This is a genomic window from Allobosea sp. 05T422_2 (assembly GCF_056396265.1).
On the sequence record NZ_JBFTLD010000001.1, the window covers coordinates 64,171 to 86,820 of the forward strand.

General features: G+C 64.0%; 29 protein-coding genes and 1 tRNA gene. 16 read left to right on the forward strand and 14 right to left on the reverse strand.

Annotation, left to right across the window (positions count from 1 at the left end):
- Nucleotides 1–16 precede the first annotated feature (16 nt).
- From AC1DJT_RS00305 to denD (AC1DJT_RS00315), 3 genes are read left to right on the forward strand one after another with little or no spacing between them, the layout of a single operon-like run.
- Complete coding sequence (locus AC1DJT_RS00305) at nt 17–763, forward strand: SDR family oxidoreductase (protein ID WP_441492468.1); 747 nt, start codon at nt 17–19, stop codon at nt 761–763.
- A 19-nt stretch (nt 764–782) separates the two neighbouring features.
- On the forward strand, nt 783–1,778 hold the full coding sequence (gene denD / locus AC1DJT_RS00310) for a D-erythronate dehydrogenase (protein WP_441505770.1): 996 nt from the start codon (nt 783–785) through the stop codon (nt 1,776–1,778).
- 26 nt (nt 1,779–1,804) lie between these two features.
- Nucleotides 1,805–2,788: a D-erythronate dehydrogenase gene (denD, locus tag AC1DJT_RS00315; protein ID WP_441505769.1), complete on the forward strand. Its 984-nt coding sequence runs from the start codon at nt 1,805–1,807 to the stop codon at nt 2,786–2,788.
- 60 nt (nt 2,789–2,848) lie between these two features.
- On the opposite strand, the gene AC1DJT_RS00320 is transcribed toward denD (AC1DJT_RS00315), so the two are convergent.
- From AC1DJT_RS00320 to rplU, 3 genes are all read right to left on the reverse strand, one after another.
- Nucleotides 2,849–3,484: a GNAT family N-acetyltransferase gene (locus AC1DJT_RS00320; protein ID WP_476833322.1), complete on the reverse strand. Its 636-nt coding sequence runs from the start codon at nt 3,482–3,484 to the stop codon at nt 2,849–2,851.
- Between the two features lie 153 nt (nt 3,485–3,637).
- Entirely contained in the window at nt 3,638–3,904 is a 267-nt protein-coding gene (rpmA, locus tag AC1DJT_RS00325) for a 50S ribosomal protein L27 (protein ID WP_043241804.1), read from the reverse strand.
- A gap of 99 nt (nt 3,905–4,003) precedes the next feature.
- Nucleotides 4,004–4,678: a 50S ribosomal protein L21 gene (gene rplU, locus AC1DJT_RS00330; protein WP_069878798.1), complete on the reverse strand. Its 675-nt coding sequence runs from the start codon at nt 4,676–4,678 to the stop codon at nt 4,004–4,006.
- Nucleotides 4,679–4,981: 303 nt separating this feature from the next.
- Here rplU and AC1DJT_RS00335 point away from each other — a divergent pair.
- A tRNA-Ser gene (locus tag AC1DJT_RS00335) sits at nt 4,982–5,071 on the forward strand.
- A gap of 61 nt (nt 5,072–5,132) precedes the next feature.
- On the opposite strand, the gene AC1DJT_RS00340 is transcribed toward AC1DJT_RS00335, so the two are convergent.
- Entirely contained in the window at nt 5,133–5,423 is a 291-nt protein-coding gene (locus AC1DJT_RS00340) for an I78 family peptidase inhibitor (RefSeq protein WP_441505768.1), read from the reverse strand.
- Nucleotides 5,424–5,467: 44 nt separating this feature from the next.
- Nucleotides 5,468–6,001 (reverse strand): hypothetical protein, encoded by a 534-nt coding sequence (locus AC1DJT_RS00345; protein WP_441505767.1) that lies wholly within the window; start codon nt 5,999–6,001, stop codon nt 5,468–5,470.
- A 262-nt stretch (nt 6,002–6,263) separates the two neighbouring features.
- Here AC1DJT_RS00345 and AC1DJT_RS00350 point away from each other — a divergent pair, with 262 nt between their 5' ends.
- The gene (locus tag AC1DJT_RS00350) at nt 6,264–6,659 is read left to right on the forward strand and encodes a PRC-barrel domain-containing protein (protein ID WP_069878801.1); all 396 of its coding nucleotides are present in this window, start codon (nt 6,264–6,266) and stop codon (nt 6,657–6,659) included.
- A gap of 606 nt (nt 6,660–7,265) precedes the next feature.
- On the opposite strand, the gene AC1DJT_RS00355 is transcribed toward AC1DJT_RS00350, so the two are convergent.
- A complete protein-coding gene (locus tag AC1DJT_RS00355; RefSeq protein WP_476768423.1) occupies nt 7,266–7,427 on the reverse strand; it encodes a hypothetical protein in 162 nt (53 codons plus the stop codon).
- A gap of 579 nt (nt 7,428–8,006) precedes the next feature.
- Here AC1DJT_RS00355 and AC1DJT_RS00360 point away from each other — a divergent pair.
- Entirely contained in the window at nt 8,007–8,225 is a 219-nt protein-coding gene (locus AC1DJT_RS00360; protein WP_476768422.1) for a DUF4167 domain-containing protein, read from the forward strand.
- Nucleotides 8,226–8,235: 10 nt separating this feature from the next.
- On the opposite strand, the gene AC1DJT_RS00365 is transcribed toward AC1DJT_RS00360, so the two are convergent.
- The 3 genes from AC1DJT_RS00365 to AC1DJT_RS00375 all read right to left on the reverse strand — a co-directional run bounded on the left by AC1DJT_RS00365 (nt 8,236) and on the right by AC1DJT_RS00375 (nt 10,424).
- Entirely contained in the window at nt 8,236–8,406 is a 171-nt protein-coding gene (locus AC1DJT_RS00365; RefSeq protein WP_476768421.1) for a DUF2934 domain-containing protein, read from the reverse strand.
- Nucleotides 8,407–8,568: 162 nt separating this feature from the next.
- A complete protein-coding gene (locus AC1DJT_RS00370; protein ID WP_476768420.1) occupies nt 8,569–9,093 on the reverse strand; it encodes an L-2-amino-thiazoline-4-carboxylic acid hydrolase in 525 nt (174 codons plus the stop codon).
- A 326-nt stretch (nt 9,094–9,419) separates the two neighbouring features.
- Nucleotides 9,420–10,424 (reverse strand): SphA family protein, encoded by a 1,005-nt coding sequence (locus AC1DJT_RS00375; protein WP_441492477.1) that lies wholly within the window; start codon nt 10,422–10,424, stop codon nt 9,420–9,422.
- A 201-nt stretch (nt 10,425–10,625) separates the two neighbouring features.
- Here AC1DJT_RS00375 and AC1DJT_RS00380 point away from each other — a divergent pair, with 201 nt between their 5' ends.
- Nucleotides 10,626–10,904, forward strand: coding sequence for a hypothetical protein (locus AC1DJT_RS00380; RefSeq protein WP_476769460.1), 279 nt, complete (start codon nt 10,626–10,628; stop codon nt 10,902–10,904).
- A 114-nt stretch (nt 10,905–11,018) separates the two neighbouring features.
- On the opposite strand, the gene AC1DJT_RS00385 is transcribed toward AC1DJT_RS00380, so the two are convergent.
- Entirely contained in the window at nt 11,019–11,324 is a 306-nt protein-coding gene (locus tag AC1DJT_RS00385; RefSeq protein WP_476775522.1) for a hypothetical protein, read from the reverse strand.
- Nucleotides 11,325–11,533: 209 nt separating this feature from the next.
- On the opposite strand from AC1DJT_RS00385, the gene AC1DJT_RS00390 reads away from it, so the two are divergent.
- The gene (locus AC1DJT_RS00390) at nt 11,534–11,797 is read left to right on the forward strand and encodes a hypothetical protein (protein WP_441492480.1); all 264 of its coding nucleotides are present in this window, start codon (nt 11,534–11,536) and stop codon (nt 11,795–11,797) included.
- A 120-nt stretch (nt 11,798–11,917) separates the two neighbouring features.
- Entirely contained in the window at nt 11,918–12,223 is a 306-nt protein-coding gene (locus AC1DJT_RS00395) for a hypothetical protein (protein ID WP_084651267.1), read from the forward strand.
- A 191-nt stretch (nt 12,224–12,414) separates the two neighbouring features.
- On the opposite strand, the gene AC1DJT_RS00400 is transcribed toward AC1DJT_RS00395, so the two are convergent.
- The gene (locus AC1DJT_RS00400; protein WP_441492481.1) at nt 12,415–13,017 is read right to left on the reverse strand and encodes a hypothetical protein; all 603 of its coding nucleotides are present in this window, start codon (nt 13,015–13,017) and stop codon (nt 12,415–12,417) included.
- A 192-nt stretch (nt 13,018–13,209) separates the two neighbouring features.
- Here AC1DJT_RS00400 and AC1DJT_RS00405 point away from each other — a divergent pair, with 192 nt between their 5' ends.
- The 4 genes from AC1DJT_RS00405 (at nt 13,210) to AC1DJT_RS00420 (ending at nt 17,074) form a co-directional block, all read left to right on the forward strand.
- Entirely contained in the window at nt 13,210–13,479 is a 270-nt protein-coding gene (locus tag AC1DJT_RS00405) for a hypothetical protein (RefSeq protein WP_441492482.1), read from the forward strand.
- A gap of 115 nt (nt 13,480–13,594) precedes the next feature.
- On the forward strand, nt 13,595–13,915 hold the full coding sequence (locus AC1DJT_RS00410) for a polyhydroxyalkanoic acid system family protein (RefSeq protein ID WP_476769458.1): 321 nt from the start codon (nt 13,595–13,597) through the stop codon (nt 13,913–13,915).
- Between the two features lie 216 nt (nt 13,916–14,131).
- A complete protein-coding gene (ybaL, locus tag AC1DJT_RS00415; RefSeq protein ID WP_476775521.1) occupies nt 14,132–15,865 on the forward strand; it encodes a YbaL family putative K(+) efflux transporter in 1,734 nt (577 codons plus the stop codon).
- A gap of 279 nt (nt 15,866–16,144) precedes the next feature.
- Entirely contained in the window at nt 16,145–17,074 is a 930-nt protein-coding gene (locus AC1DJT_RS00420; RefSeq protein WP_441505760.1) for a lipid kinase, read from the forward strand.
- Between the two features lie 92 nt (nt 17,075–17,166).
- Here AC1DJT_RS00420 and AC1DJT_RS00425 read toward each other — a convergent pair whose 3' ends face one another.
- Together AC1DJT_RS00425 and AC1DJT_RS00430 are read right to left on the reverse strand one after the other, a co-directional pair.
- Nucleotides 17,167–17,538: a YciI family protein gene (locus AC1DJT_RS00425; protein ID WP_476769456.1), complete on the reverse strand. Its 372-nt coding sequence runs from the start codon at nt 17,536–17,538 to the stop codon at nt 17,167–17,169.
- Between the two features lie 144 nt (nt 17,539–17,682).
- A complete protein-coding gene (locus AC1DJT_RS00430) occupies nt 17,683–18,567 on the reverse strand; it encodes a LysR family transcriptional regulator (RefSeq protein WP_476769455.1) in 885 nt (294 codons plus the stop codon).
- A gap of 99 nt (nt 18,568–18,666) precedes the next feature.
- Between AC1DJT_RS00430 and AC1DJT_RS00435 the strand changes: the two genes are divergently transcribed.
- Both AC1DJT_RS00435 and AC1DJT_RS00440 read left to right on the forward strand, forming a co-directional pair.
- The gene (locus AC1DJT_RS00435; protein WP_476769454.1) at nt 18,667–19,266 is read left to right on the forward strand and encodes an N-acetyltransferase family protein; all 600 of its coding nucleotides are present in this window, start codon (nt 18,667–18,669) and stop codon (nt 19,264–19,266) included.
- Complete coding sequence (locus AC1DJT_RS00440; protein ID WP_441505756.1) at nt 19,263–20,435, forward strand: MFS transporter; 1,173 nt, start codon at nt 19,263–19,265, stop codon at nt 20,433–20,435. The genes AC1DJT_RS00435 and AC1DJT_RS00440 overlap by 4 nt, the downstream gene beginning before the upstream one ends.
- A 30-nt stretch (nt 20,436–20,465) precedes the next feature.
- Here the strand turns inward: AC1DJT_RS00440 and AC1DJT_RS00445 are convergent, their stop codons facing one another.
- Nucleotides 20,466–21,095 carry a GntR family transcriptional regulator gene (locus tag AC1DJT_RS00445; RefSeq protein WP_441505755.1) on the reverse strand — a complete coding sequence of 210 codons (630 nt, stop codon included), beginning with the start codon at nt 21,093–21,095 and terminating at the stop codon, nt 20,466–20,468.
- A 192-nt stretch (nt 21,096–21,287) separates the two neighbouring features.
- Between AC1DJT_RS00445 and gabT the strand changes: the two genes are divergently transcribed.
- Complete coding sequence (gabT, locus tag AC1DJT_RS00450; protein ID WP_441505754.1) at nt 21,288–22,643, forward strand: 4-aminobutyrate--2-oxoglutarate transaminase; 1,356 nt, start codon at nt 21,288–21,290, stop codon at nt 22,641–22,643.
- Nucleotides 22,644–22,650: the final 7 nt, after the last annotated feature.

Genomic DNA, 22,650 nt, shown 5'->3' on the forward strand with positions numbered 1-22,650 from the left:
CAAGAGGACCAAGGACATGGCAGGACGTTTGAAGGGCAAGGTCGCCGTCGTCACGGCCGCGGGGCAGGGCATCGGCCGGGCGATCGCGGAAGCCTTCGTCAGGGAAGGCGCGACGGTCTGGGCAACGGACAAGGATGTTGCGCTGCTGGAGGGAATCCCGAAGGCGAAGAAGCGCAAGCTCGACGTGCTTTCGAGCAAGGCCGTCGACGCTTTCGCCGAGAAGGTCGGACCGATCGACATCCTGGTCAATGCCGCCGGCTTCGTTCACCACGGCACCGTTCTGGACTGCGACGACAAGGCCTGGGATTTTTCCTTCGACCTCAACGTCAAGTCGATGCACCGCACGACCAAGGCCTTCCTGCCGGGGATGTTGTCGAAGGGCGCGGGCTCCATCGTGAATATCGCTTCGGGCGCCGGCTCGGTGCGCGGCATTCCAAACCGCTATGCTTATGGCGCGACCAAGGCGGCCGTGATCGGCCTGACCAAGGCAGTCGCCGCCGACTACATCAAGAAAGGCATTCGCGCGAACGCGATCTGCCCGGGCACGATCCAGTCGCCCTCGCTCGACCAGCGCATCGCCGATCTCGCCAAGGTGACGAAGACGACCGAGGCGGCTGCGCGTCAGGCCTTCGTCGACCGCCAGCCGATGGGCCGGCTTGGCACGGCCGAGGAAATCGCCTGGCTTGCCGTCTATCTGGGTTCCGACGAGTCGAGCTACACCACCGGGCAGATTCATCTCGCCGATGGTGGCTTCGCGCTCTGACGCAGGGAAGGGCGCGTCGATGCACGTCCTGGTGACAGGCGCGGCCGGCATGGTCGGCCGCAAGCTCGCAGCGCAGCTGGCGGCTGACGGTGCTTGCGCCGGCAAGGCTATCAGCAAGCTGACGCTGACCGATGTCGTTACGCCGGAGACGCCGGGGGGCTTTGACGGCGAGATCGAGATCCGCACCGAGGATTTCGCCGATCCCGCCATCGCCGCGGAGCTGATCGGGGCCCGCCCGCTCGTGATCTTCCATCTTGCTGCGATCATCTCCGGCGAGGCCGAGCGAGATTTCGACAAGGGCTATCGGATCAATCTCGACGGGACCCTGAGCCTGCTCGAGACGATCCGCCGGGAAGGACGGAAGGATGGCGGCTCCTATGTGCCCCGTCTCGTCTTCACCTCGTCGAGCGGCGTCTTCGGCGCGCCCTATCCGGCGGTGATTCCGGACGAGTTCCATGCCACGCCGCTGACCTCATACGGGACGCAAAAGGCGATCGGCGAGCTGCTGCTTGCGGATTACGCGCGGCGGGGTTTCGTCGACGGCGTCGGAATTCGCTTCCCGTCGATTGCCGTGCGCCCGGGCAAGCCGAACGCCTCGGCCGGTGGCTTCTTCTCCAGCATCATCCGCGAGCCGCTGGTCGGGCTGGAGGCGTCATTGCCGGTCGGCGACGATCTCGTGTTCACGCATGCGAGCCCGCGTTCTGCTGTCGGCTTCCTGCTCCATGCTGCCGGGCTGGACCGCGAAACCCTCGGCCCGCGGATCAATCTGACCATGCCGGGCGTCTTCTGCTCGGTCGGGGAGCAGATCGCGGCCCTGCGGCGCGTGGCCGGCGAGAAGGCGGTCAATCTGATCCGCCGTGCTCCGGACAAGGCAGTCACCGAGATCGTCGCCGGCTGGCCGACCGGCTTCGAGGCCAGGCGCGCGCTTCGGCTCGGTTTCCGGGCCGAAAAGGATTTCGACGAGATCATTCGCGTCCATATCGAAGATGAACTCGGCGGGCGCCTGCCACACTGATCAACAACAAGCACCAGGAAATCCCCATGCATATTCTCGTTCTCGGTGGCGCCGGCATGGTCGGCCGCAAGTTCATCGAAAGACTGGCCCATGACGGTCAGCTCGGCGGCAAGCCGGTCACCAAGATCACGGCCCAGGATGTCATCGCCGCAAGCGCGCCAGCCGCAGCGCCCTTCATCTTCGACGTCGTCGTCTCCGACATGTCGAACGAGGGGGAGGCCGAGTCGCTGATCGCTTCCCGCCCCGACCTGATCGTCCATCTCGCGGCGATCGTCTCGGGCGAAGCCGAGGCCGATTTCGACAAGGGCTACCGGATCAATCTCGACGGCACGCGCCATCTCTTCGAAGCGATCCGAAAGGTCGGCGGCGGCTACAAGCCGCGTGTCGTCTTCACCTCCTCGATCGCGGTCTTCGGTGCGCCCTTCCATGAGAAGATCGAGGACGAGTTCTTCACCACGCCGCTGACCTCCTACGGGACGCAGAAGGCGATCGGCGAGCTGCTGCTCTCCGATTACTCCCGCCGTGGCTTCTTCGATGGCGTCGGAATTCGCCTGCCGACGATCTGCGTGCGTCCGGGCAAGCCGAACAAGGCCGCGTCCGGCTTCTTCTCCAACATCATCCGCGAGCCGCTGAACGGTGAAGAGGCGGTGCTGCCGGTTTCCGATCAGGTCCGGCACTGGCATGCCTCGCCGCGTTCGGCCGTCGGCTTCCTCATCCATGCCGCGACGATGGATACCGGCGCCATCGGGCCTCGCCGCACCCTGACCATGCCCGGCTATTCCTGCACGGTGGCAGAGCAGATCGAGGCGTTGCGCAAGGTCGCCGGCGAGAATGTGGTGAAGCGGATCAAGCGGGTTCCGGACCCGGTCATCGATGGCATCGTTGCCGGCTGGCCGCGCAACTTCAACCCGCAGCGTTCGACCGCGCTCGGCTTCAAGGCGGAAGCGAGCTTCGAGGAGATCATCCGCGCCCATATCGATGACGAGCTTGGCGGCAACTTCGTTAGGTAAGCCTGGAGCTCACGGCCAACAGCAATCAGCCCCGGCATCATCTGCCGGGGCTGTTTCGTTTCAGGCGACGCAGAATTCGCCGGGGGTCTCGATTTCGGGCGCGTGGGTCCAGCCCGTTGCTCCCCAGCTCTTCAGGGCAGCCCAGGTCGAGCGGTCGAGCCGGTACTGCTCGCAGGGGAACAGCCCGCCGCGAGCCGGCAGCGACTTCAAGAAGGAGCCCTCCTGCCGGAAGCCGGACTTCTCCAGCACCCGGCGTGAGGCCGGGTTGATGACGCGCGTGTCCGCCTCGATCGCCGGAATGTCGAGCAAGGTGAAGAGCGTGTCGATCAGAGCCTGCGCGGCCTCGGTCGTGTAGCCCTTGCCCCAGTGCGGGGTGCCGAGCCAGTAGCCGATGAAGGGGATGCCGGTCGCCTGCTTATGGGCGCCGATCATGCCGATGAGCTCGTTCGGCCTGGAGCGCGGCGTGATCGCCAGCGCCAGATGCTCGCCGAGCGCATTGCCCTTGCGCATGGCGAAAATGAAGGGCTCGACCGCATCCGCCGGATAGGGATGCGGGATCGAGGCCGTCATCTCGGCCACGGCTTTCTCCCCAGCCTGGCCCAGGATGGCGGAAGCGTCTGCCATGCGCGGCCAACGCAGCCAGAGACGGCGGGTCTCGAGCCGGAAGACATCGTCGCGGGTCAGTTCGGGGAACATCGGTCTCTCCGTCGGCGCAAACGAAAAAAGGGAGCTGGGACTTTGGTCCCATCTCCCCTTTCGCTTGACCTTCGGGAGACCCTTGTCGGGCCTTGCCCTTGATCCGATCGGTTCGATGGAACCGGCGGATCAAGGAACTTCCCTATCCGCCTTTTACTCTGCGGCCTCTTGGGCCGGGACTACGTTCACGAAAGCTCGGCCGAGTTTCGTCGTGAATCGGACTCGTCCATTGGTCGTCGCAAAGAGCGTATGGTCTTTGCCCATGCCAACGTTCACGCCGGCATGCCACTTGGTGCCGCGCTGACGAATAATGATGTTGCCGGCCACGACCGCCTGGTCGCCGAAGCGCTTCACGCCGAGACGCTTGCTTTCGGAGTCGCGACCATTGCGCGACGAGCCGCCTGCTTTTTTGTGAGCCATAACGCCCTACCTCGAAACTACTGTTGTCTCTCTAACCCGAATCGGCGGCAAAAGCCACCGGTTCGGAGATGAAAGCCGAAGACTGCCTGACAGGAGCTGTCAGTAGTCCTCGCCGGAAGCCTGTTCGGCCTGGTCGACCTTGGCGCGCGGGGGCTTGCCGGCCAGGAGTTCCTTGGCCTGAACAACCCACTCCTCGCGGGTGGCGCGGCCACGCAGCTTGAGCTCTTCGTCCCACTTGGCGACGTCGGCCTCGGACCAAGCGGCGATGTCGTTCCAGGAGGTGATGCCGGCAGCGCGCAGCTTCTTCTCGATGGTCGGGCCGACGCCCGAGATCAGCGAGAGGTTCGAGGCGTCGAGCGCCTCAGCCTTGGCTTCAGCCTTCGCCTTGCCCTTGACGGCGCTGGCGGCGGCCTTCACGGCAACGGTCGAAGCGTCACCCTTCTTCATCTCGGGCTTCTTGCCGCCCGTGAGGATGTCGGTGATGCGCACGATCGTCAGCTCGGCGCGGAAGCCACGCTTGCGCTTCGAGTTCTGGCGGCGGCGCTTCTTGAAGGCGATGACCTTCTCGCCGCGGGCCTGGCGCACGATCTCACCGGCAACGGTGATCTCGGCCAGTTCCTTCGCGCCGAGCGTCGACTTCTCGCCGTCGGTCAGCATCAGGACGTTGCCGAAGGCAACGGTATCGCCAGGCTCGCCTTCGAGCTTGGCAATGGTGATTTCATCGTTCGCGGCGACGCGGAACTGCTTACCGCCGGTCTTGATGACTGCGAACATCGTTGTTCTCCATGTTCAGCCCCGCCCTGTCATGGCCTCGCGAGGCGCATGCGGGACGGCTTTTTGGCAGTCGTTACGTGGTCGGGTTCACTCTTCGATCATGCCGGATGCCGCAACGCGGAGCCGGACACGCAAAAGAGATCAGGCGCGGGTTTCCCCACGCCGGACGAGGCTCGATAGTCTTGGCGGCTCTTCAGGTCAAGTCGCGAGGCTTCAGATTCGTCGGATTTATGACAGCGAGGAGACTTGTAACCGTCCGATGTGGCGTGTAGTAACCAGCCCGCTTCGACCGAAGGCGACCGCGGACAGGTGGCAGAGTGGTTGAATGCACCGCACTCGAAATGCGGCATACCCGCAAGGGTATCGGGGGTTCAAATCCCTCCCTGTCCGCCATCTTCCCGCTCAGGGTTTCATCGCCTCGAGCAATGGCCCCCCTGCGGAGCGCCGTTTGGCGTCAGCCGCAGAGCGCCCGCTGGATTTTTCCGCTCTCATCCACCTCGATCGTCACCCGCTCCCGGCGGTAATCCATCGTCATGGGCGAGCCGGGTGAAAGACGTCGCACCACACTTGCGCCGGTCGCACGCATGACCTCGGCGTCGCTCTTGCCGATCTGCCCTGCAAGGCGCTTGGCTCCTTCGGGCGAGCACGGACTTGGCGGCGCGGCACTGGATGGTTGACCGGCGGCCGTGCAAGCAGCGAGCGCCAATGCTGCGATCGAGCCGAGGAGGTGAAGAGATCTGGTCATGGGGCAAGACTATCCGCGAATTGCTCTTCGCCAAGCCCCTGTCCTCAAGGGCCGCGCCGTTTTCCGCTGAGGCGCAGGTCGAGGTTCTGCCCTTGCCCCGGCTGGCTCGCTCTGAGCGCCAGGGCCAACCCTTCTGCGTGCCGGCTGATCGTCAGCGTGGCCGGCGGACTGGGCCGAACGCTCTCCGCCGTCTCGCGGAAGGACAATGCGAGATTGTCACCACGACGTGCGCCGGCGAGGTTTGCCACAGTGCCCTTGCTCTCGCGGAACTCACCGTCATAGCGCTGCGTCCTGGGATCATAGCGCAGATCGATCTTCACGGTCGTGGAGAGGACCAGCGCGGTCGAGCAATGGCCGCTTAAAGTGACCCGGGAGCCCTGCTGATCGCCGTCGAATTTGCAGTTCAGTTTATGGCTCGATCCGCCCGCATTTTCGAGCGTCCCGGTGCCCGTGAAGCGTCCTTCGAATGCCTGTAGAAAGGACGCTTCGTCGATCATGGCCTGCTGGGCTGAAGCCGGCGTCACCGCGGTCGTCGCAAGCATCACGGTGAATGCCTTGAGCATGTGATCATGTTTCATGGCCGTTCCTCCTGCCGGCTAAACGCCCGAGGCAGGGATCGGATCAGTCCTTCTCGAAAATCGTGATCTCCTGGAGAGATGTTCGCCCGCGCGCTCCTGCGAATATCCAGGCGCGCGATGCAGATGTCAGCGGTCCCACCGGGCCATGAGCCCCCTTGTCGCACTGCAGATATTCCCGGAACCGATCGGGAGGCCGGGAATTACCTCTCTGTCACGCCGCAGCGGTCTCCGACTGCGGCCCAACAAGAAGGTTATCCCAAAAATGCGTCCCATTGCTCTTGCTCTCGCCGCCACCGTGCTTTCCAGCGCCGCTTTCGCGCAGACCGCTCCCACTCCGGCTCAGGCTCCGGTCTTCGTCTCAGTGAACGAAGCATCCGCCCTGACCAGCAGTCTCAAGGGGCTCAACGTCAAGAATGCCGGTGACGAGAATGTGGGTGAGATCGAGGACGTCGTCATCGCCGGTAACTCCCTCGCCTCTTACATTCTGTCGGTCGGCGGCTTCCTTGGAATGGGCACGCACTATGTTGCGGTCAGCCCGAACGCGCTCGCCATCACCTGGAATGCGACCGACAAGAAGTGGAATGCCAGGATCAACGCCACCAAGGACCAGCTGAAAGCGGCGCCGCAGTTCAAATATGAAGGTCGCTTCGCGAAATAGGCTCAATCGCCATAGCCTTGAACAGGGCCCGGCTCCTCGAATGGGGCGCCGGGCCCTTACGCTGTGGGACACGGCACTCTCGCGGAAACCCGTCTGCCGGATTGATCGCCGCGCCGGAGTTTTCAGTTCCAGGCCTCGTCTCCCTCGCCTCACCATCGCGGTCGCGGCGGAACTGACGAGGCGCGATCGACACCCGGCGCGACACGCGCGGAAGTTGCGAAGCTCACCACCGCAGATCGATGATACGCAGCATAAAGTCTAGCTGTCGGCCTCCCGAAGCGTGTGGAATCGTATGGTCAGCCGGGAGAGAGCGCAGGGCTAGTAATAATCTCGGGGGAACGCCGTTCTGCGGGAGGAGGCTGCTGTTCGGGAGGGCGGCAGCCTCTTTCCACAGGGCGGACATCGCTTTTCCCCTTCGGCTTCAGTCGCGGCAACTCCTGACACAGTCTTCGGCGAATCTGTATGATCGGGCGCGGGGGCTTGAACGGTGTGCAAGGTCAAGGGCGAGAGCCAGACGGCATCGTCTGCCAACGGGGCCTGACAATTGGTGTCCCGCGCCCATGCGATCTGCGCCATCTGTCCTGTTGGGAGTCGAAGCTCGGCGCATCATTTCGGATTGCCGGTCGGTCCTGAGCGGCGGCGGACAAGCAGGAGAGACTGTGCTGCAAGCTGCAGGGCTTCGTCCGCCCGGCGCTGCCATCGACGCGCGCCGATGATATCTCCGAGCAGAAGCCCACTCATGAAGGCGAGGATGAGCCATCCGATCATGTTGGGTCTCTCCCCGGGAGGAGGGGCCATGATGCTGGCGGCGCTTGTTCCCCGGCAAGCGACGAAGGTCCTGGCTTTTTGAGCGACGCCCCGCCGTGGCGCGCAGGGGCGTCGCATCCGACCGTTGGTGCGGATGATGGCCCTGGCTTCCTGAAAGGCGACGCCGGTTGCTCGATCAGCAATTGGACAACCTGAATTCGCCACATTGTTCCGCTAACAGTGCCGGGTCGACTTAGAAATGCTCGGCTTGGCTCATGTCTCCTGAGAGAGCACGGAGCCTCAACCCGTATCCCTTCGACGATTGATCGCTGCCTCGATGCAGCGCGCCCGTCGCATGCATTTCGCTCGACGATTCTCCAACACGAATGCCTTGCGGCCTCGCCGCGTGGCCAATGGACCTACATGCACAACAACATTGAAACGAAGCCTGTTGAGGCGCGTGCGCGCCCCGAGATCTTGAGGAAGAATGCCATCGTCCCGCTCAGGGCAGATCCGAACTGGAAGCCCGAACCCTGTGGCCTCAGCCGTGAGGAGCTCCGCAAGATCGTGGCTGAGATCCTAGGTTAGGGAGAAGCAACGATGCCTCGCACCTACTCCATCCCGTCGCGCCCGCGTCCATATCGCGTGCCGCAGTCCGGGCGCGCCGAACAGGCGCCGCTCCAGGGCGCGCGGCAGCACTATGAGCGTGCCCTGAAACTTGGTGATGCCGAAGCCTTGGCCGGTCATCGCATCGAGGCCGAGCGCTATTATCAGCTGGCCGAGCACTATCTGCGATCCGGCAGCGGTCGAGCCGCGTGAGAGCGGGTCTCTAGCGCGGTATCACCGTCTTGTGTCCACCGGCTTCGTGGTTGCGGAAAGCCCAAATGACTTTGGCCGCTTCCCAATGTTCGCGATCGCGGCCGTCCGGCTGGCCTTGCTCCATCCAGAGGGCATAGGCAATTTTGCGGATTTCCCGCTGGGCACTGTCCTTGCTGGCCATCTCTCGCTCCCTTCGCCAGTCACAACCGGATGAAACCGCGCGTTCGCTCCGGCGTTCCCCTGCCGCGACAATCTGGCTCGACCCCAGGGCCCAGGCTCGAGCCGCATCCTTTCTTGCGGCGGTCCGTGCCGGTGAAGCGGGGTCGCAGGAACGCGGTGCCGCTCACTCCGGGGCGGTGTCGAGCTTGTCCGAGAAACGATACTTGAAATCGCAGTGCGAAGCGCCCTCCATCACGGTCTGGCTGCGCTCCAGCGAGATCCGTGGGTCGTAACCCGTGCAAAAGACTCCGTCGCGATTGCACGAGAGCAGATGGCCGATATGGCCGAGGCCCATCTCCCGATAGGTCTCAGCATAGCGGCACCGTTTGACGTTGTAGTGAAATTCCGCGTCGGTGGCCTTGATGACCTCGATCGTCAGCGCATCGTCCTGCGTCCAGAGATCCTGGAGTTCCTGGAAGGTGCGCAGTGTCGTCCCTCCCGGTGTCTTGGCGGCAAAGGCCTTGCCGGTCTCAACGGCGGCCCGCCTGATCGCCGTGTCGAGAATGGATTGTGCCAACTCTTCGCCCAGCTTTTCACGCATGACCTCGTAGATCGGCGCGATGATTCCGGCCTCGATCTTGCGACGTGCGAGAATTCCGATCTCGCCATCGATCGCAGTGCGCGAACCGGCCTCAGAGTCCTTGTCCATCATGGTATTCCCCTGGATTGCCCGGCGTCGGCATCGCGCTGGCACGACGAGGCCCGCTGCCGTCGGATGATGTCATGCGAGGCCGGCCCGACCGCCGCAAATGATAGCGTCGCATCTTGGCTCGATGGACGGAAATGACAAGATTCCCTGCAGGCAGCCGGCACGGCAGCCTGGCATGCCGGTGACACCGGCCAGCGTCAGCGCGTGGCTTTGTGGCAGCCTTCGTGGAGCGAGAGCGGAGTCTTGATGGGGACGCTGCGTCCGCGACCTTGGCCGGCAAAGTTCGGTATCGCCGGTCGGACCAGGTTCTTGGCCGGGGTGTGGGGTCAGTGCTTGACGATGGTCGGCTTGGGCGCTGCCGGAGCCGCCTGTCCCCCGAGCGGGAAGGCGACTGTGAAGAGCCCGATCGTACCGCGCGGGCGGTTCTCGACCCCCACCTCGCGAAGGACCTTCAATCGCGTCGAGATCGGGAGGCCACCAACCTCGAAATTATAACCGATGGTTCCGCCGATCGCCGTGGTCCGACCCTTGAACGGGCCCAGCGAGGCGCCGCTGCCGCCATCCCCGCTCACCTGCTGGTAATGGCCGACCTGCACGCCGATGGAAAAGTCCTTGCTCAGGTACTGGCTGATCGAAAGATCGGCGTGAAAGGCGTTGCCGCTGTTGTAGTCGGTGGCAGTGTTCGTGCCGTTGATCTCGAATCCGGCTGCGGCCGAGACTTCCAGCCCCGTGGTCGTGTTGAGATAGGTCACGGCGCCGTAGAGGTCGCCAATCCAGCGATTGAGCGCGACATTCGACAGCTGGCCGTCCTGATAGGCGCCGGCGGGAATGTTGACGGCAACACCGGTCGTCCAGTGGAAATTGCCGGAATGCCAGCCGATGAAGCTGGTGACGACGGGATCGCCGATGTTGAAGGTGGCGTCGCGCTGGCTGAAGGCGAAAGCTCGCCCCAGGCGCGGGGCGGCAATTAGGGCTCCGGCGCTGACTCTCGGAATGCCGAAGGGCAAGGTCACGGCGAAGCCGAGATTGCCGCCCAGGACCTCGAGCGGAGTCACCCAGGTCGGTGTCAGGAAATCGACCCGCGCCTCGACCTTGACGTCGCTGAGGACGGCCCCGCCGAGCTGGAGACGGCGGGAGCCCGGCAAGCTGCCGGAATAGCTGTAGAAATCATTCTGAAAATAGAAGCCCGGCGGCGGCACCAGGCCCGACAGAGCCCCGCGCAAGCCCGGGATATAAAGACTAGCGCCGCCTTCGGTCGCAAATGCCGGGCCCGCTGCCAGGCCGGCGAAGGCGCAGATTGCGGCACCGATTTTCAAAACGTGCCGCCGCATCGATTCGGTCCCCACATCGTGATGGAGGGAAGCTGGGCCGGCCTCGGTTTCATCGTCAAGCGAAGAGTTTCGGTGCAGAGACAGAAGACTGGCGAAGGTTTTCGAGTGTGGTGTTTACGACCCGGTAAGACGCAGACGATGTTATGCTGGGGGTGCAAGACGGGTGCCCAGACCGAAGAGGCTCCAATCCATGACTGTCTCATGAGCAGAGTTCTGTTGAGCGGCCTTGCGGCAGCGACAATCGTCGCTGCACTGTCGTCGCGCGCCGAGGCTTTCTGGGAGCGCTCCCAGATCATGGCCTGTGCGGAAGCCCAGTCCGAAGCAGAGCGGATCAGGCGGCAATGCTGGATTTTCGCTCCTGTGCCGGAGTTTCCGGCGCCGGTGCTGTCCGGGTACCGGTATGTGCCTTATGAGAAACGCTCCGGGCGCGCGCGTGGTCCCTGGCCGAATGGCGAGAAGGTCATCCGGCGCCTCGGCTAGGTCTTTCCTGAACCGAACGAGCGTTTGCCGCGGCGTTTCCTATTGTCGTGCTGCCGCGAAGGAACGAACGAAACCCGACGCAATCCGAGCCTCGGGCCGATCCCCAGGCGGGTCTCAGCACTTATAGACTGTGCCGGCGGTGCTGGGTCCCTTCCAGGTATGGGCTGCGACCGGTGAGACCACATGTGTCCCGCCGGCTTCGGCGGCACGGATCTTCAGCCTGGCAAGGGCACTGTCGCGGGCGCTGTCGATCAGCAGCGTCTGATTGATGGTCGAATCGCCATTGATCTCCGCGATCTGCTTGCAGGCTTGAACGATTTCCTTGTTCTCCGTCACGACGACTGCGTTGGAGCGCGAGTTCGGAACGGCGCAGGCGGCGAGTGCGAGCGTCGACAGGAGCAGTATCGGGCGCAGTAGCATCGGGGTCTTTCCTGAAGGCCTGTGTGTGGCCATATCACATTTCGCACGATCAGCCGCCTGGCTGCAATTTCGGGAAACAGGCCGCCGCGGACGATCGCATTGAACCGCGGACGCAGGTGTTCTATCCCGGGGCCGCTTTCACTCAGGTCGCTTCAAGAGCCGCAGGCCCATCGCGCCGCAGCCGGCGACCTTTCGCATAAGGATCGACCATGGCCCGCAAGAAATCCAAACCGCTCGATGCCGAGTTCGTCATGTTCGACATCGTCTATTCCGATGGCTCGCGCTCGTCGAACCGGCGGGTTCCCTCCGACCTGCTCGGCGGGCTCGATGGTGACGAGCCGGCGCGCGAGGCCATCATGGAACAGGACCAGATCATCGCGGAGAAGTCCGGCAGGCCGGCTCTCGCGATCACCTCGCTGACCCGTTCCGGAAAGGCCGCCCCGGAAAAGCCGGCGCAGAAAGCCCGCCGCTAGCACGCGTAACCGCGACGCCACACATGCGGAAACCTTAATATCTCGTCTGCCTTGACGGTTGCCGTAGCGATAGTTTTCATGCGAATTGGCGGTCTTGGGTGGCTGAAAAAGGATATATTGATGCGTTCTCTTATTGTCGTGGGGCTTCTGGCCGCGGGGCTGGCCGGCTGCCAGACTGCACAGGAATCGATGGCCGACGCAGAAATCACCTGCGAAGCTCAGGGCTTCCGTCCGGGCACGCGCGCTTATCAGCAGTGCCGTTCTGCCAATTATGTCGAGAACCGCCGTGCATCGAATGAGACCGCCAGTGCGGTGACCGCCGGCGTTGCCGCGGGCGTCGTCGGCGGCGCAATTGTCGGTGCCGCAGCGTCTCGCCCCTATTACGGTCGCGGCTATTACTATGGCCGTCCCGGCTACTGGTGGTGACATTCCATTTCCGGGAGGCTTCGGCCTCCCGGTTTTTGTTTGAAGCGCGCACTGGTTGGTTGACCGGCTGCAGGTCTCCCCGATCACTTTTTAAGATCACCGGACTGGATCTCGAAATCCGTCCAATGATTTCACTTTTCTGTTTGCATCGGCTTGCCCGAAGGCCGCGATCCACCTCTCGGGCCGATGCTCTAGCGTTTCGTGCTGCGGCGTCGCACCGGAGCCGGCGCTGGCTCGCTCGATGACGTCAGCAGCGAGCCGAGCACATAGACCGCGATGCCAATGCCGAGCAACGCTGCGAGCGGCTCCTTCTCCGTCCGTTTCGCCAGCAGGCGGCTGCCATCACGGGCATAATCCTGGGCGATATTGCCTGACGATTGCAGCCAGCTTTCGCCGGCCTTCATCGAATCTCTCCCCGCCTTGATCATGTCGTCTCCGCCATAATCGGAGAAGAGCCGGCGCAGGCGCCCGTAGTCGGGCTCCCATTGCGGTCGTGCGGGTCGCATGCTCGCCCAGGCGATCAAGCCGACGCTGAGGGCGCCGAGGCCGAAGGCGACGACCGGATGGCGTTGGATGGCGCGCAGGGCAACCTCGCCCTTTTCCTGGGCGTAATGCCCTGCCTCGCCGGGATCGACATCGCGGATCGCGTCCTTGGCGCGATCATAGCCATCCTTGACGGTCCCAGCGAGATCGGCCGCCTTGGCGCGGATCGTATTGCCGGCACGCTTGGCCTCATCCTCTGCCTCGTCCCAATCCTTCGGCATGTCGGGCGGAAACGCATTGTTGGTCGCCATCGCGGACACTCCAGTCTCTCGTTTCGGGTGTGCAAACTGAACGATGCTGTAGCGACAGAGTTCCGTCAGCGTTCACGGAAATGTGCCGAGCCTGCCGGCTAAGGCTTGTTGAGGCCGACTTCCGGTCACGAGGGTGCCCAGATTGGATGCGAGGTCGTCACCATCCGATCGGGATCGACTAAGGAGATGATCATGGAAACACAGCACCTTCAGATGCAGTGCAACCCCATCATGACCGACCCGGAATGGATTGCCCTTGAAAGCCTCGACGAGGAGACCAAGCACTTCATCTTCGACGATGCCGTGTTGCTGTCGCTGCGGCAGCGGGGACTCGTGGAGCCGGCCGATGGCCTGTGGCGTGTCACTGCGCGCGGCCACCGGGCTCTGAGCGAGCGCAACTATTGGTGGCTCGCGCATACCCAGGCCTCGCGCTCGCTCTGCTCCAGCGCGTTCTCGGGGTGAGCGGAAGCCCTTTCGGCCAAAACCCGGTCTCTTGGCCATCATTGGCCGGGTGTGCCTCTGGATATCGCGCGGCGATACATCACATGACAGTCAGTCGTCCTGATTGAAGAGCGCCATGGCCAAGCCTGTCAGCATCACCGTTTCTCATGACCTCGGACGCGAGGCCGCCCTGGACCGGCTGCGCAGCGGCATCGACCGCATCCGCGACAAGCTCGGCATGGTGAAGATGCAGCTGGTCGAGGAGAACTGGGACGGGGATGCCGTCCAGTTCGGCGTCGCCGCACTCGGCTATACCGTCAGGGGCAAGCTCGAGGTCGAGGAGACGCTTGTCCGCATCGAGGTGATGTTGCCCTGGGTGCTCGCGGTCTTCGCCGAGAAGCTCGAGCTCGGCGTCGAGAAGCAGGGACAGGTCCTGCTCGAGAAGCCACGCTCCTGATCACAGGTGGCGGGCGCTGCCGGAACGCTTCGCGTTCGTAAAGTTTCCGTTCACCATCAGGCTGCTGCAGTGACCCATTGCGACAATTCGCCGGGCACGATCGGCAATATTATTGCTGCCTGAAGCGAGAGGGGCGGCGCGCTGCGGTTGAAATTCCACCTTCCGCCCGCCATGGTCTGACAACCCCTTTTCATCACTCACCGCTCCGGGAGACCAATGCATCACGGCCCGCTGATCGCCATCCTTGTCGCGGGCCTCGGCCTTGCTTTCGTCTTCGGGGCGCTTGCCCAGAAATTCCGCTTCCCTCCTCTCGTCGGTTATTTGCTCGCAGGCGTCGCGGTCGGGCCCTTCACCCCGGGGTTCGTCGCGGATCAGGGGCTTGCCAATCAGCTGGCCGAAATCGGCGTCATCCTGCTGATGTTCGGCGTCGGCCTGCATTTCTCGCTGAAGGACCTGCTTTCCGTCAAAGCCGTTGCCGTGCCCGGCGCCATCGTTCAGATCGGCGTCGCGACCTTGCTGGGCCTCGGCCTCGGCTTGCTGCTGGGCTGGACATGGGTCGCAGGCGTGGTCTTCGGCCTCGCTTTGTCGGTGGCGAGTACGGTCGTGCTGTTGCGGGCGCTCCAGGAGCGTCGCCTCGTCCAGACCGAGAAGGGCAAGATCGCGGTCGGCTGGCTGATCGTCGAGGATCTCGCCATGGTCCTCGCGCTGGTCCTGATTCCGGCGGTCGCTGATGCGCTGAACGGCGCGCGGCCGGGTGCGCCGAGCCCGCTTGCGGCCCAGTTCGATCTGGGGCTGTGGGGCGTGCTCGGGCTGACCCTCGCCAAGGTCATCGCCTTCGTCGCGTTCATGCTCATCGTCGGTCGTCGCGTCATTCCCTGGTGCCTGCACTGGGTCGCCCATACCGGCTCTCGCGAGCTGTTCCGGCTGGCGGTGCTCGCTGTCGCTCTCGGTGTCGCCTTCCTGGCAGCCAGCCTGTTCGGTGTCTCGTTCGCACTTGGTGCCTTCTTCGCGGGCATGATCTTGAGCGAGTCACCGCTCAGCCAGCGCGCTGCGGAGGAATCCCTGCCGCTGCGCGATGCCTTCGCGGTGCTGTTCTTCGTCTCGGTCGGCATGTTGTTCGATCCGGGGATTCTGCTGCGCGCGCCGGGCCCGCTGCTCGCGACGCTCGCGATCATCCTGGTCGGAAAATCGGTGGCGGCCTGGCTGATCGTGCGCGCCTTTGGCCGGTCGAATGCCGTGGCGCTGACGATCTCGGCCAGCCTGGCGCAGATCGGCGAGTTCTCCTTCATCCTGGCCGGGCTTGGCGTTTCGCTCGCGATCCTGCCGGAGCAGGGGCGCGACCTGATCCTGGCCGGCGCCATCCTGTCGATCCTGCTCAACCCGGTCCTGTTCGCGATCGTCGAGAAGATCAGCGCGGAGACGCAGCCGGCGAAGCCGAAGCCGAGCGTGGCGGCGCCCGCGCCGGCGCCTGAGCCCGAACGGGATATCGTGCCGACCTCGCTTTCCCAACACATGATCGTCGTCGGTTACGGTCGTGTCGGCTCATTGCTGGGGGCCGGGCTGCTCGCGCATGGCGAGAAGCTGCTGGTGATCGAGGACCAGTCCGATGCGATCGAAACCGCCAGGCGCGATGGGGCCGAGATCATCGTCGGGAATGCGGCTGATCCCGAAGTCCTTTCGGCTGCGGGTGTGGCGCGGGCCAAACGGCTCTTCGTGGCGATTCCGCAGAGCTTCGAGGCCGGCCAGGTTTGCATGCAGGCCCGACGCGACAACCCGACGCTGCCGATCGTCGCCCGCGCGCATTCGGATGCGGAGGTCGAGCACCTGACCAAATGCGGTGCGACGCTGACGATCATGGGTGAGGCCGAGATCGCGCGTGCCATGCTGGCGCTGTGCGTGAGACTGGGGTCGGCGCCAACCGAGCCGCCGCCGCCGGCAGAAGCAGCCTGAGGTTTCCGCTGGACCCCACGATATCCGCGATTGCCGGAAGGCGCCTTCGTAGGTCTCGGTGGAAGCGAGTTCTTTCGGATTGAGCCGGGCGGCCCAATGCCTCACGCCCGTTCGCGAGTGTGCTCAGGTGGGCTCGGTTTCCGATTTCGGCGCATCGGGAAACCGGTCCGTCCGATCAGGCATACCCCGGTCGGACCGCCGGAGACGGGGCCTTGCGGTTGAAATCGGCGGGCAGCTTCCCCACCTGCCTTGCCCGATGTCCTGCCAACCCAAGAGCCGATGAGCCAATTGATCCAGAAGCGCGCGCTGCTGCTGCGCAATCCCAAGGCGCGGCGTGGCCAGGAGTCGATCACGCCCCTCCTCGAGCGGCTGGAAGGCGGCGGGCTCACCGTAAGCGTTGAAACCTTCGAGGCATTGCCCGAGATCGCCCGCGATATCGTACGCCTGCGCCACATGGCGGATCTCGTCATCGTTTGCGGTGGCGATGGTTCGGTGTCCTCTGCGGCGCTCGCGGCGATGGAAAGCGGCCTGCCGCTGGGCATCATCCCGATGGGCACGGCCAATGACCTGGCTCGAACGCTCGACATCCCGATGGACCTGCTGGCAGCCGCCGATGTGATCGCGCGTGGCGAAACGCGCCCGGTCGATGTCGGCACGGTCAATGGCCACGCCTTCTTCAATGTCGCGAGCATCGGGCTGAGCAGCGAGCTCGCGCAAAGTCTCGACCCGGTGCTGAAGCGGCGTTTCGGAAGGCTGGGTTACGCGCTGGCCGCCATGAAGGTCATGACCCGGGCGTCCAGGTTCAGCGCGACCATCACCGAGAAGGGGCGGGCGATCGACGTCGAGACCTATCAGATCGCGGTCGGCAACGGGCGGCACTATGGCGGTGGCAATGTGGTGCAGGAGAATGCCGAGATCGATGACGGGCATCTCGACCTCTACAGCCTGGAGATGACGAACCTCTGGAAGCTGGCATTGATGCTGCGTTCATTCCGCTCGGGAACTCATGGTGCGTGGCGCGAGGTTCGCACTGCGAAATGCGTCGAGTTCGACATCGAGACGAAGAGGCCCATGCCGATCAACACTGACGGCGAGATCGTCACTGCAACGCCGGCCCATTTCAAGGTTCATCCCAAGGCCATCTCGATCTTTGCGCCGGCCTCCGCCACGCATTTGGCAATGGCGCGCCCTTCCTTGTATCACCGTTGACGAGGCGCTTTGGCGTGGCAGGGCTGCCTGGCAACATGGCCGCGATGCTGGGCGGACGGTAAAGCCGAGCCTCGCGACCTGCTCCGCAACCGTCAGGCAGGCACAGTGTCTGCCGCGGGCATCGCGGCCTTCATATCCATCCACGCCAGCTCGAGGACATGGCCGTCCGGATCCTCGAAGGCGCGGTTATACAAGAAGCCCAGGTCAATCGGGTCACGAACCTCGATCACATAGATGCCGAGCAACTGTTCCTTTGTCTCGGCAAAGGGACCGTCGGTGACGAGTGTCCCGCTCTTGCGCACGCTTGTCGCGGTATTGGTGGGCATCCGCCGAACCACCGGCCTGAACGTCCGGCCCGATTTGTCGTGTACGGCAATCAACCGGTCGACGACGACCGCTTCCTCCTCGCGCGACCAGGCGGTCGTGATATCCTTGTCATGGTAGCACAGCACGGTGTAAAGCATCTGCAGACCTGCCTTCGGTTCAAGGACGAAGCTTGAGCCCCCGTGCCGACATGTGGTGCCAGAATTTTGCCGGGTGGCCTGCCACCTGAAAAGATCGCGCTTGCCACGAACTCGCAGTGTCCCGAAACGCGCTGCCGGGATCGTTCAGACGGACAGCTTGCCCAACGCGCGGATCGTTTCCATGAGGCCCTTGTGCAGTTTCTTGTCGCGCCGGACGACGATCGCCAGCGTGCGCTTGAGGTTCGGGGTCAGGCTCCTCACCGCGACGCCGGATGGTGCTCGGTGGCCTGCGACGGCCATGCCTGGCAGGACGGCACAGCCCAGCCCTGCACCGACGAGTTCCTTGATGGCTTCGACGCTCCCCAGCGACATGATCGGCCTGAGCGTCACCCCAGACTGAGAGAGCCACGCATCGGCAATGCTGCGCGTCCTCCCGCCGGGCTCGAAAAGAATCACGGGCCGTCCGGCGAGCCAGGCCGGGTCGACCTTGGCGGGAAGCGGCATGTCCTGCGGCGCGATGAGCACGAACTCGTCGTCGAGCACCGGGGTCACGTCCAGCATGCGGCCCGCTGCAGGCAACGTCACCAGTGCGATATCGATCGCGTTCTCCTCGATGGCCTTGAGAAAATCGGTCGTGTTGCCGGTGGTGACCGTGATCTCGAGCGTCGGGAATTTCCGGCGGAGTTCCTTCAGCACCGGTGGCAGCAGATAGATGCAGGCCGTTGCGCCTGTTCCGAGCCTGACACGTCCCATCGCGCCCTTGCCATGCCGTGCCATGGCTTCGGTCGCGCTGCCGACCAGGCGGCCGATCTGGTGCGCATAGCCCAGGAGTTCATCACCTGCCGGGGTTGTCTGGCATTTGCGGCCGATCCGTTCGATCAGCGTCACTCCCAGACGCCGCTCCAGCTGGCGCAACTGCAAGCTGACCGCGGGCTGCGAGAGCCCTCGGCGTTCGGCCGCAGCGGTGAAGCTGCTCAGCTCCACGACGTCGACGAAGGCCTGTAACTGATCGAGACTGAGATTGGACACCCAAAGAATATCTCATGCTCCGTATAATGAGGCAAATCTTCCCTAATGACGGAGGGAGGCGTAGCCAGGGTGCCAGGATCCACCTTCGAAGAGCGAAACATGCCCAGCCTGGCGGAATGCCCATCACAGCTATCGGCCATCTCGTCGTCCAGGGTCGCAATCCGCGCGGCGCAAGAGCGCGACCTCGAGACCATCCAGGAGATTTATGCGCACCATGTTCTGCATGGGCTCGCCAGTTTCGAGACCGTTCCGCCTTCGCTCGACGAGTTGGCGGCCAGGCGCGCCGCTGTCCTCGATCTCGGCCTGCCCTTCCTGGTTGCGGAAATCGACGCGGCGGTCGTCGGCTACTGCTATGCGACGTGCTACCGGCCCCGGCCCGCCTATCGTTATACGGTGGAGGATTCCGTCTATGTCGCGCCGGGAATGGCAGGGCGCGGCATCGGGAGCCGGCTCCTGGCCGCCCTCATCGACCACTGCGAGAGGGGCCCCTGGCGCCAGATGGTGGCCGTCATAGGCAATAGCGACAATCGTGGTTCGATCGCCTTGCACGGCAGGCTCGGCTTCGAACCGGTCGGCACGTTTCGGGCAATCGGCTTCAAGCTGGGAGGGTGGCTGGACACGGTGCTGATGCAAAGGGCGTTGGGCCAGGGAGCCCATACGCCACCAGATGACGGTTCGTATCCATCGGCCTCGGCATGATGCGCCCCTGGGCGGTCTTCAATCTCGGTCTCACGCAGCTCATCTCGTGGGGGGTGACGTATTACCTGATCGGCGCGTTCGGCAATCTGATCGTCGCGGATACGGGCTGGTCGCGAGAGGCGGTCTACGGAGGGTATTCGCTTGCCCTCCTGGTGATGGGGCTGAGCTCTGCGCCGATTGGCGCACTGATCGATCGAAGGGGAGGGCGCTCCGTCATGATCGGGGGAGCGTGGCTCAATGCGCTCGGCTGCCTCTTGCTCGCGCTGGGAGGCAATCTCGCGCTCTACTTCACGGCCTGGTTCATGCTCGGTCTGGGCATGCGCATGTCGCTCTACGACGCTGCCTTCGCCACCCTGGCGCGGTTGCTGGGTAGCGACGCGCGCCGCCCGATATCCCAGATCACGCTCCTGGGAGGCCTGGCCTCGACGGTCTTCTGGCCGATCGGCAGTGCTCTTGCGGAAACCCTGGGCTGGCGGGGAGCCGTGTTCGCCTATGCGGCGATTTCTCTGCTGGCGATCCCGCTGCTGATCACATTGCCCGTCCCCTCGCGGCCGATCAGGTCGTCCTCCCGGTCCAGTACCGGCCGCATCGAAACCCCGCGTCGGAAGATTTGGGCGGCAGGCCTGTTTGCCTTGATCGTGACGCTGGCGAACTTCCTGAATTCGGCGATGTCGGCGCACATGATTGCGATGATGGTCGGCCTCGGGTTGAGCGCGTCGACTGCAATCATGGCCGCGAGCTTCCGTGGGATCGGCCAGTCGGCGGCGCGCCTCTGCGAGGTCCTGTTCGGAGCCCGGGTCGATCCCATTGCTCTCAACCTCTTTGCCACCGTCGTCCTGCTCGTCAGTTTCGTCGCTGGCTTCCTGGCGGTGTCGACTTGGCAGGCTGCGCTTGTCTTCGCCTTCATGTATGGCGCCGGCAACGGCTTGCTGACGATCACGCGGGGAACCGTGCCGCTCATCCTGTTCGATCCGGCGAGCTATGGACGCTTCGTCGGGACACTCGTGGCCCCGAGCTTCCTGCTATCGGCCACGGCGCCGATCGCCTATGCGGCCACGATCACGCGCTACGGCGACGCGGGTGCGCTCCTGCTGTCGGCCGCGGTCGCAACCGTCGGGGCCTTCGCAGCGCTCGCCTTGTTCGTTCTCGGCCATGTGCGAGCACCCTGACCTGGGCGAAGCCGGGCCGCCGGCGTTTCGCTAAAGGACGTAATCCTTGTAACGCTCGATGTATTCGCGCGCGCTCCGGTTTAGTTCTCTGATGCGCATCTCGGCGTCGTCGGCGTCGCCTCGGATGATCGCTGCCAGTACGGCCCGATATTGAAGTATGCCCGCCTGGGCACGGCCGGGAAGGAGCGCCACCCGACGGATCGTGACACGGGTGCGGTCGTAGATGCGCTCGAGCAGATCGGTGAGGACCGGGTTGCGCGCGGCTTCGGTTATGCGGGTTCGAAACGTCTCGATTGCCTCGACATGGCGGTCGATATCGCCTGCCTTCAGGCTTTCCTCGAATGACGGGCCGAACAATTCGCTGATGTCGTCCCAATCGCCCCTTTTCGAGTTCAGGGTCGCCAGCCGAACGGCGAGGCCGTCGAGCGCTTCCCGTACCTCGTAGAGGCGATATGTGGTCTCCATATCAACCGCGGAGACGATTGCACCCTTGTTGGGTTCTCGTGTGATCAGGCTGCGGTCTTCCAGCGTCGCCAGCACCTCGCGCGCCTTAGCTCGCGGCAAATCATAGGCCTGGGCCAGATCCTCTTCCGGAATGCGGCTGCCAGGGCTGATCGCCCGCGAGGAAATTTTCCTGCGCATGTCGGCGATGGCGCCCACGACAGTCGCCGCCTTTCTCTTTTGCCTAGGCATTCTGCAACCTCACGGTGTCGGTTCCCTTCGATAGAGCGGCTGAACAGATAGATCAATCGTCTCGACAACAGATTGTACAATCGATTGCAAGATAGTTGACACACGAAAATGTACACGCTTAACTCCACTCATGGCGATTGCCGCCGGGGAGGGAGCCGCATGAGGCTGAATCAAGAATTGGCCGTTCCGGGCCCTGAGTGCGCATCGTTGCTCGACAGGCGGAATGCCGCCGTGGCGCGTGGCGTCGCGAATGGCCCGCCGGTCTTTGCTTCACACGCCTCCGGCGCGAAGCTGACGGATGTCGACGGCAATGCGTTCCTGGATTTCGCGGGCGGAATCGGCACGCTGAACGTGGGGCACGCGCACCCGGACGTAGTGCAGGCGGTGAAGGCCCAGGCCGACCAGTTCCTGCATACCTGCTTCAATATCGTTATGTATCCCGGCTATGTCGATCTGGCCGAGAAGCTCATCGAACTCGTTCCCGGTTCATGGCCGAAGAAGGTCATGCTCCAGACGACCGGCGCGGAGGCGGTCGAAAACGCCATCAAGGTGGCGCGCAGCGCGACGGGGCGCCAGGCTGTCATTGCTTTCGAAGGAGCCTTCCATGGCCGTACCTTCATGGCTCTGTCGCTCACCGCGAAGGCGCCGGCCTATAAGAGCGGGTTCGGGCCCCTGGCGTCGGAGATCTACCGCGCGCCGTTCCCGGTCCTCTATCGTTCCGGCCATGAAAGCGAAGAGGCTTGCAGCGCGGCCGCCTTCGCCGAGTTTGCTCGGCTGGTCGAAATGGAGGTCTCTCCCGACGCCGTCGCTGCAGTGATCATCGAGCCGCTTCAGGGCGAGGGCGGCTTTCATGCTGCGCCTGCGCCCTTCCTGAGGCAGCTCCGCGAATACTGCACGCGGCACGGTATCGTGCTCATTGCCGACGAGATCCAGTCCGGTTTCTGTCGGACGGGCGAGTGGTTCGCGACGCAGCATGCCGGCATCGAGGCCGACCTTTACACACTCGCCAAATCGATGGGCGGCGGGCTGCCGATCGCCGCGTTAGTCGGACGCGCCGAGCTGATGGATGCGCCCCGTGTCGGCGGTCTGGGCGGGACCTATGGAGGCAATCCTCTTTCCTGCGCCGCCGCCCTGGCCACGATCGCGGTGATGGAACGGGATGATTATCAGGAGAAGGCCCGCCGCATCGGTGCGGTCGTCGAGGATCGTTTCTCCGGCTGGGCGCAGCAATATGCGATCGTCGGCGATGCGCGTGGCCTCGGGGCGATGCGAGCCATCGAGATCGTCCGGGATCGCAAATCTCACGCGCCGGCCGGCGATCTGGCGGCTCAGATCGTCGAAGAGTGCTATCGCAATGGTCTGATCCTGGTGAAGGCTGGCTTCCACGGCAACGTCATTCGCTTCCTTGGGCCGCTCTCGCTGGAGGCGGAGGAGTTGGAGCGCGGCCTCGGCATTCTCGGCGATGCGGTCGCCGCCGCAGACCGGCGCGCCAGCCCGCTGGCAATGAGCGCCTGAGATCGAC

Coding starts and splice junctions, on each gene's coding strand:
- AC1DJT_RS00420 (WP_441505760.1), top strand. CDS start 16,145: ATGAGCCAATTGATCCAGAAGCGCGCGCTGCTGCTGCGCAATCCCAAG.
- AC1DJT_RS00410 (WP_476769458.1), top strand. CDS start 13,595: ATGGCCAAGCCTGTCAGCATCACCGTTTCTCATGACCTCGGACGCGAG.
- AC1DJT_RS00360 (WP_476768422.1), top strand. CDS start 8,007: ATGCCTCGCACCTACTCCATCCCGTCGCGCCCGCGTCCATATCGCGTG.
- rpmA (WP_043241804.1), bottom strand. CDS start 3,904: ATGGCTCACAAAAAAGCAGGCGGCTCGTCGCGCAATGGTCGCGACTCC.
- AC1DJT_RS00425 (WP_476769456.1), bottom strand. CDS start 17,538: ATGCTTTACACCGTGCTGTGCTACCATGACAAGGATATCACGACCGCC.
- ybaL (WP_476775521.1), top strand. CDS start 14,132: ATGCATCACGGCCCGCTGATCGCCATCCTTGTCGCGGGCCTCGGCCTT.
- rplU (WP_069878798.1), bottom strand. CDS start 4,678: ATGTTCGCAGTCATCAAGACCGGCGGTAAGCAGTTCCGCGTCGCCGCG.
- AC1DJT_RS00385 (WP_476775522.1), bottom strand. CDS start 11,324: ATGCTACTGCGCCCGATACTGCTCCTGTCGACGCTCGCACTCGCCGCC.
- AC1DJT_RS00405 (WP_441492482.1), top strand. CDS start 13,210: ATGGAAACACAGCACCTTCAGATGCAGTGCAACCCCATCATGACCGAC.
- AC1DJT_RS00365 (WP_476768421.1), bottom strand. CDS start 8,406: ATGGCCAGCAAGGACAGTGCCCAGCGGGAAATCCGCAAAATTGCCTAT.
- AC1DJT_RS00305 (WP_441492468.1), top strand. CDS start 17: ATGGCAGGACGTTTGAAGGGCAAGGTCGCCGTCGTCACGGCCGCGGGG.
- AC1DJT_RS00345 (WP_441505767.1), bottom strand. CDS start 6,001: ATGAAACATGATCACATGCTCAAGGCATTCACCGTGATGCTTGCGACG.
- AC1DJT_RS00375 (WP_441492477.1), bottom strand. CDS start 10,424: ATGCGGCGGCACGTTTTGAAAATCGGTGCCGCAATCTGCGCCTTCGCC.
- AC1DJT_RS00320 (WP_476833322.1), bottom strand. CDS start 3,484: ATGTTCCCCGAACTGACCCGCGACGATGTCTTCCGGCTCGAGACCCGC.
- denD (WP_441505769.1), top strand. CDS start 1,805: ATGCATATTCTCGTTCTCGGTGGCGCCGGCATGGTCGGCCGCAAGTTC.
- AC1DJT_RS00350 (WP_069878801.1), top strand. CDS start 6,264: ATGCGTCCCATTGCTCTTGCTCTCGCCGCCACCGTGCTTTCCAGCGCC.
- denD (WP_441505770.1), top strand. CDS start 783: ATGCACGTCCTGGTGACAGGCGCGGCCGGCATGGTCGGCCGCAAGCTC.
- AC1DJT_RS00400 (WP_441492481.1), bottom strand. CDS start 13,017: ATGGCGACCAACAATGCGTTTCCGCCCGACATGCCGAAGGATTGGGAC.
- AC1DJT_RS00355 (WP_476768423.1), bottom strand. CDS start 7,427: ATGATCGGATGGCTCATCCTCGCCTTCATGAGTGGGCTTCTGCTCGGA.
- gabT (WP_441505754.1), top strand. CDS start 21,288: ATGAGGCTGAATCAAGAATTGGCCGTTCCGGGCCCTGAGTGCGCATCG.
- AC1DJT_RS00340 (WP_441505768.1), bottom strand. CDS start 5,423: ATGACCAGATCTCTTCACCTCCTCGGCTCGATCGCAGCATTGGCGCTC.
- AC1DJT_RS00440 (WP_441505756.1), top strand. CDS start 19,263: ATGATGCGCCCCTGGGCGGTCTTCAATCTCGGTCTCACGCAGCTCATC.
- AC1DJT_RS00390 (WP_441492480.1), top strand. CDS start 11,534: ATGGCCCGCAAGAAATCCAAACCGCTCGATGCCGAGTTCGTCATGTTC.
- AC1DJT_RS00370 (WP_476768420.1), bottom strand. CDS start 9,093: ATGGACAAGGACTCTGAGGCCGGTTCGCGCACTGCGATCGATGGCGAG.
- AC1DJT_RS00435 (WP_476769454.1), top strand. CDS start 18,667: ATGCCCAGCCTGGCGGAATGCCCATCACAGCTATCGGCCATCTCGTCG.
- AC1DJT_RS00380 (WP_476769460.1), top strand. CDS start 10,626: ATGAGCAGAGTTCTGTTGAGCGGCCTTGCGGCAGCGACAATCGTCGCT.
- AC1DJT_RS00395 (WP_084651267.1), top strand. CDS start 11,918: ATGCGTTCTCTTATTGTCGTGGGGCTTCTGGCCGCGGGGCTGGCCGGC.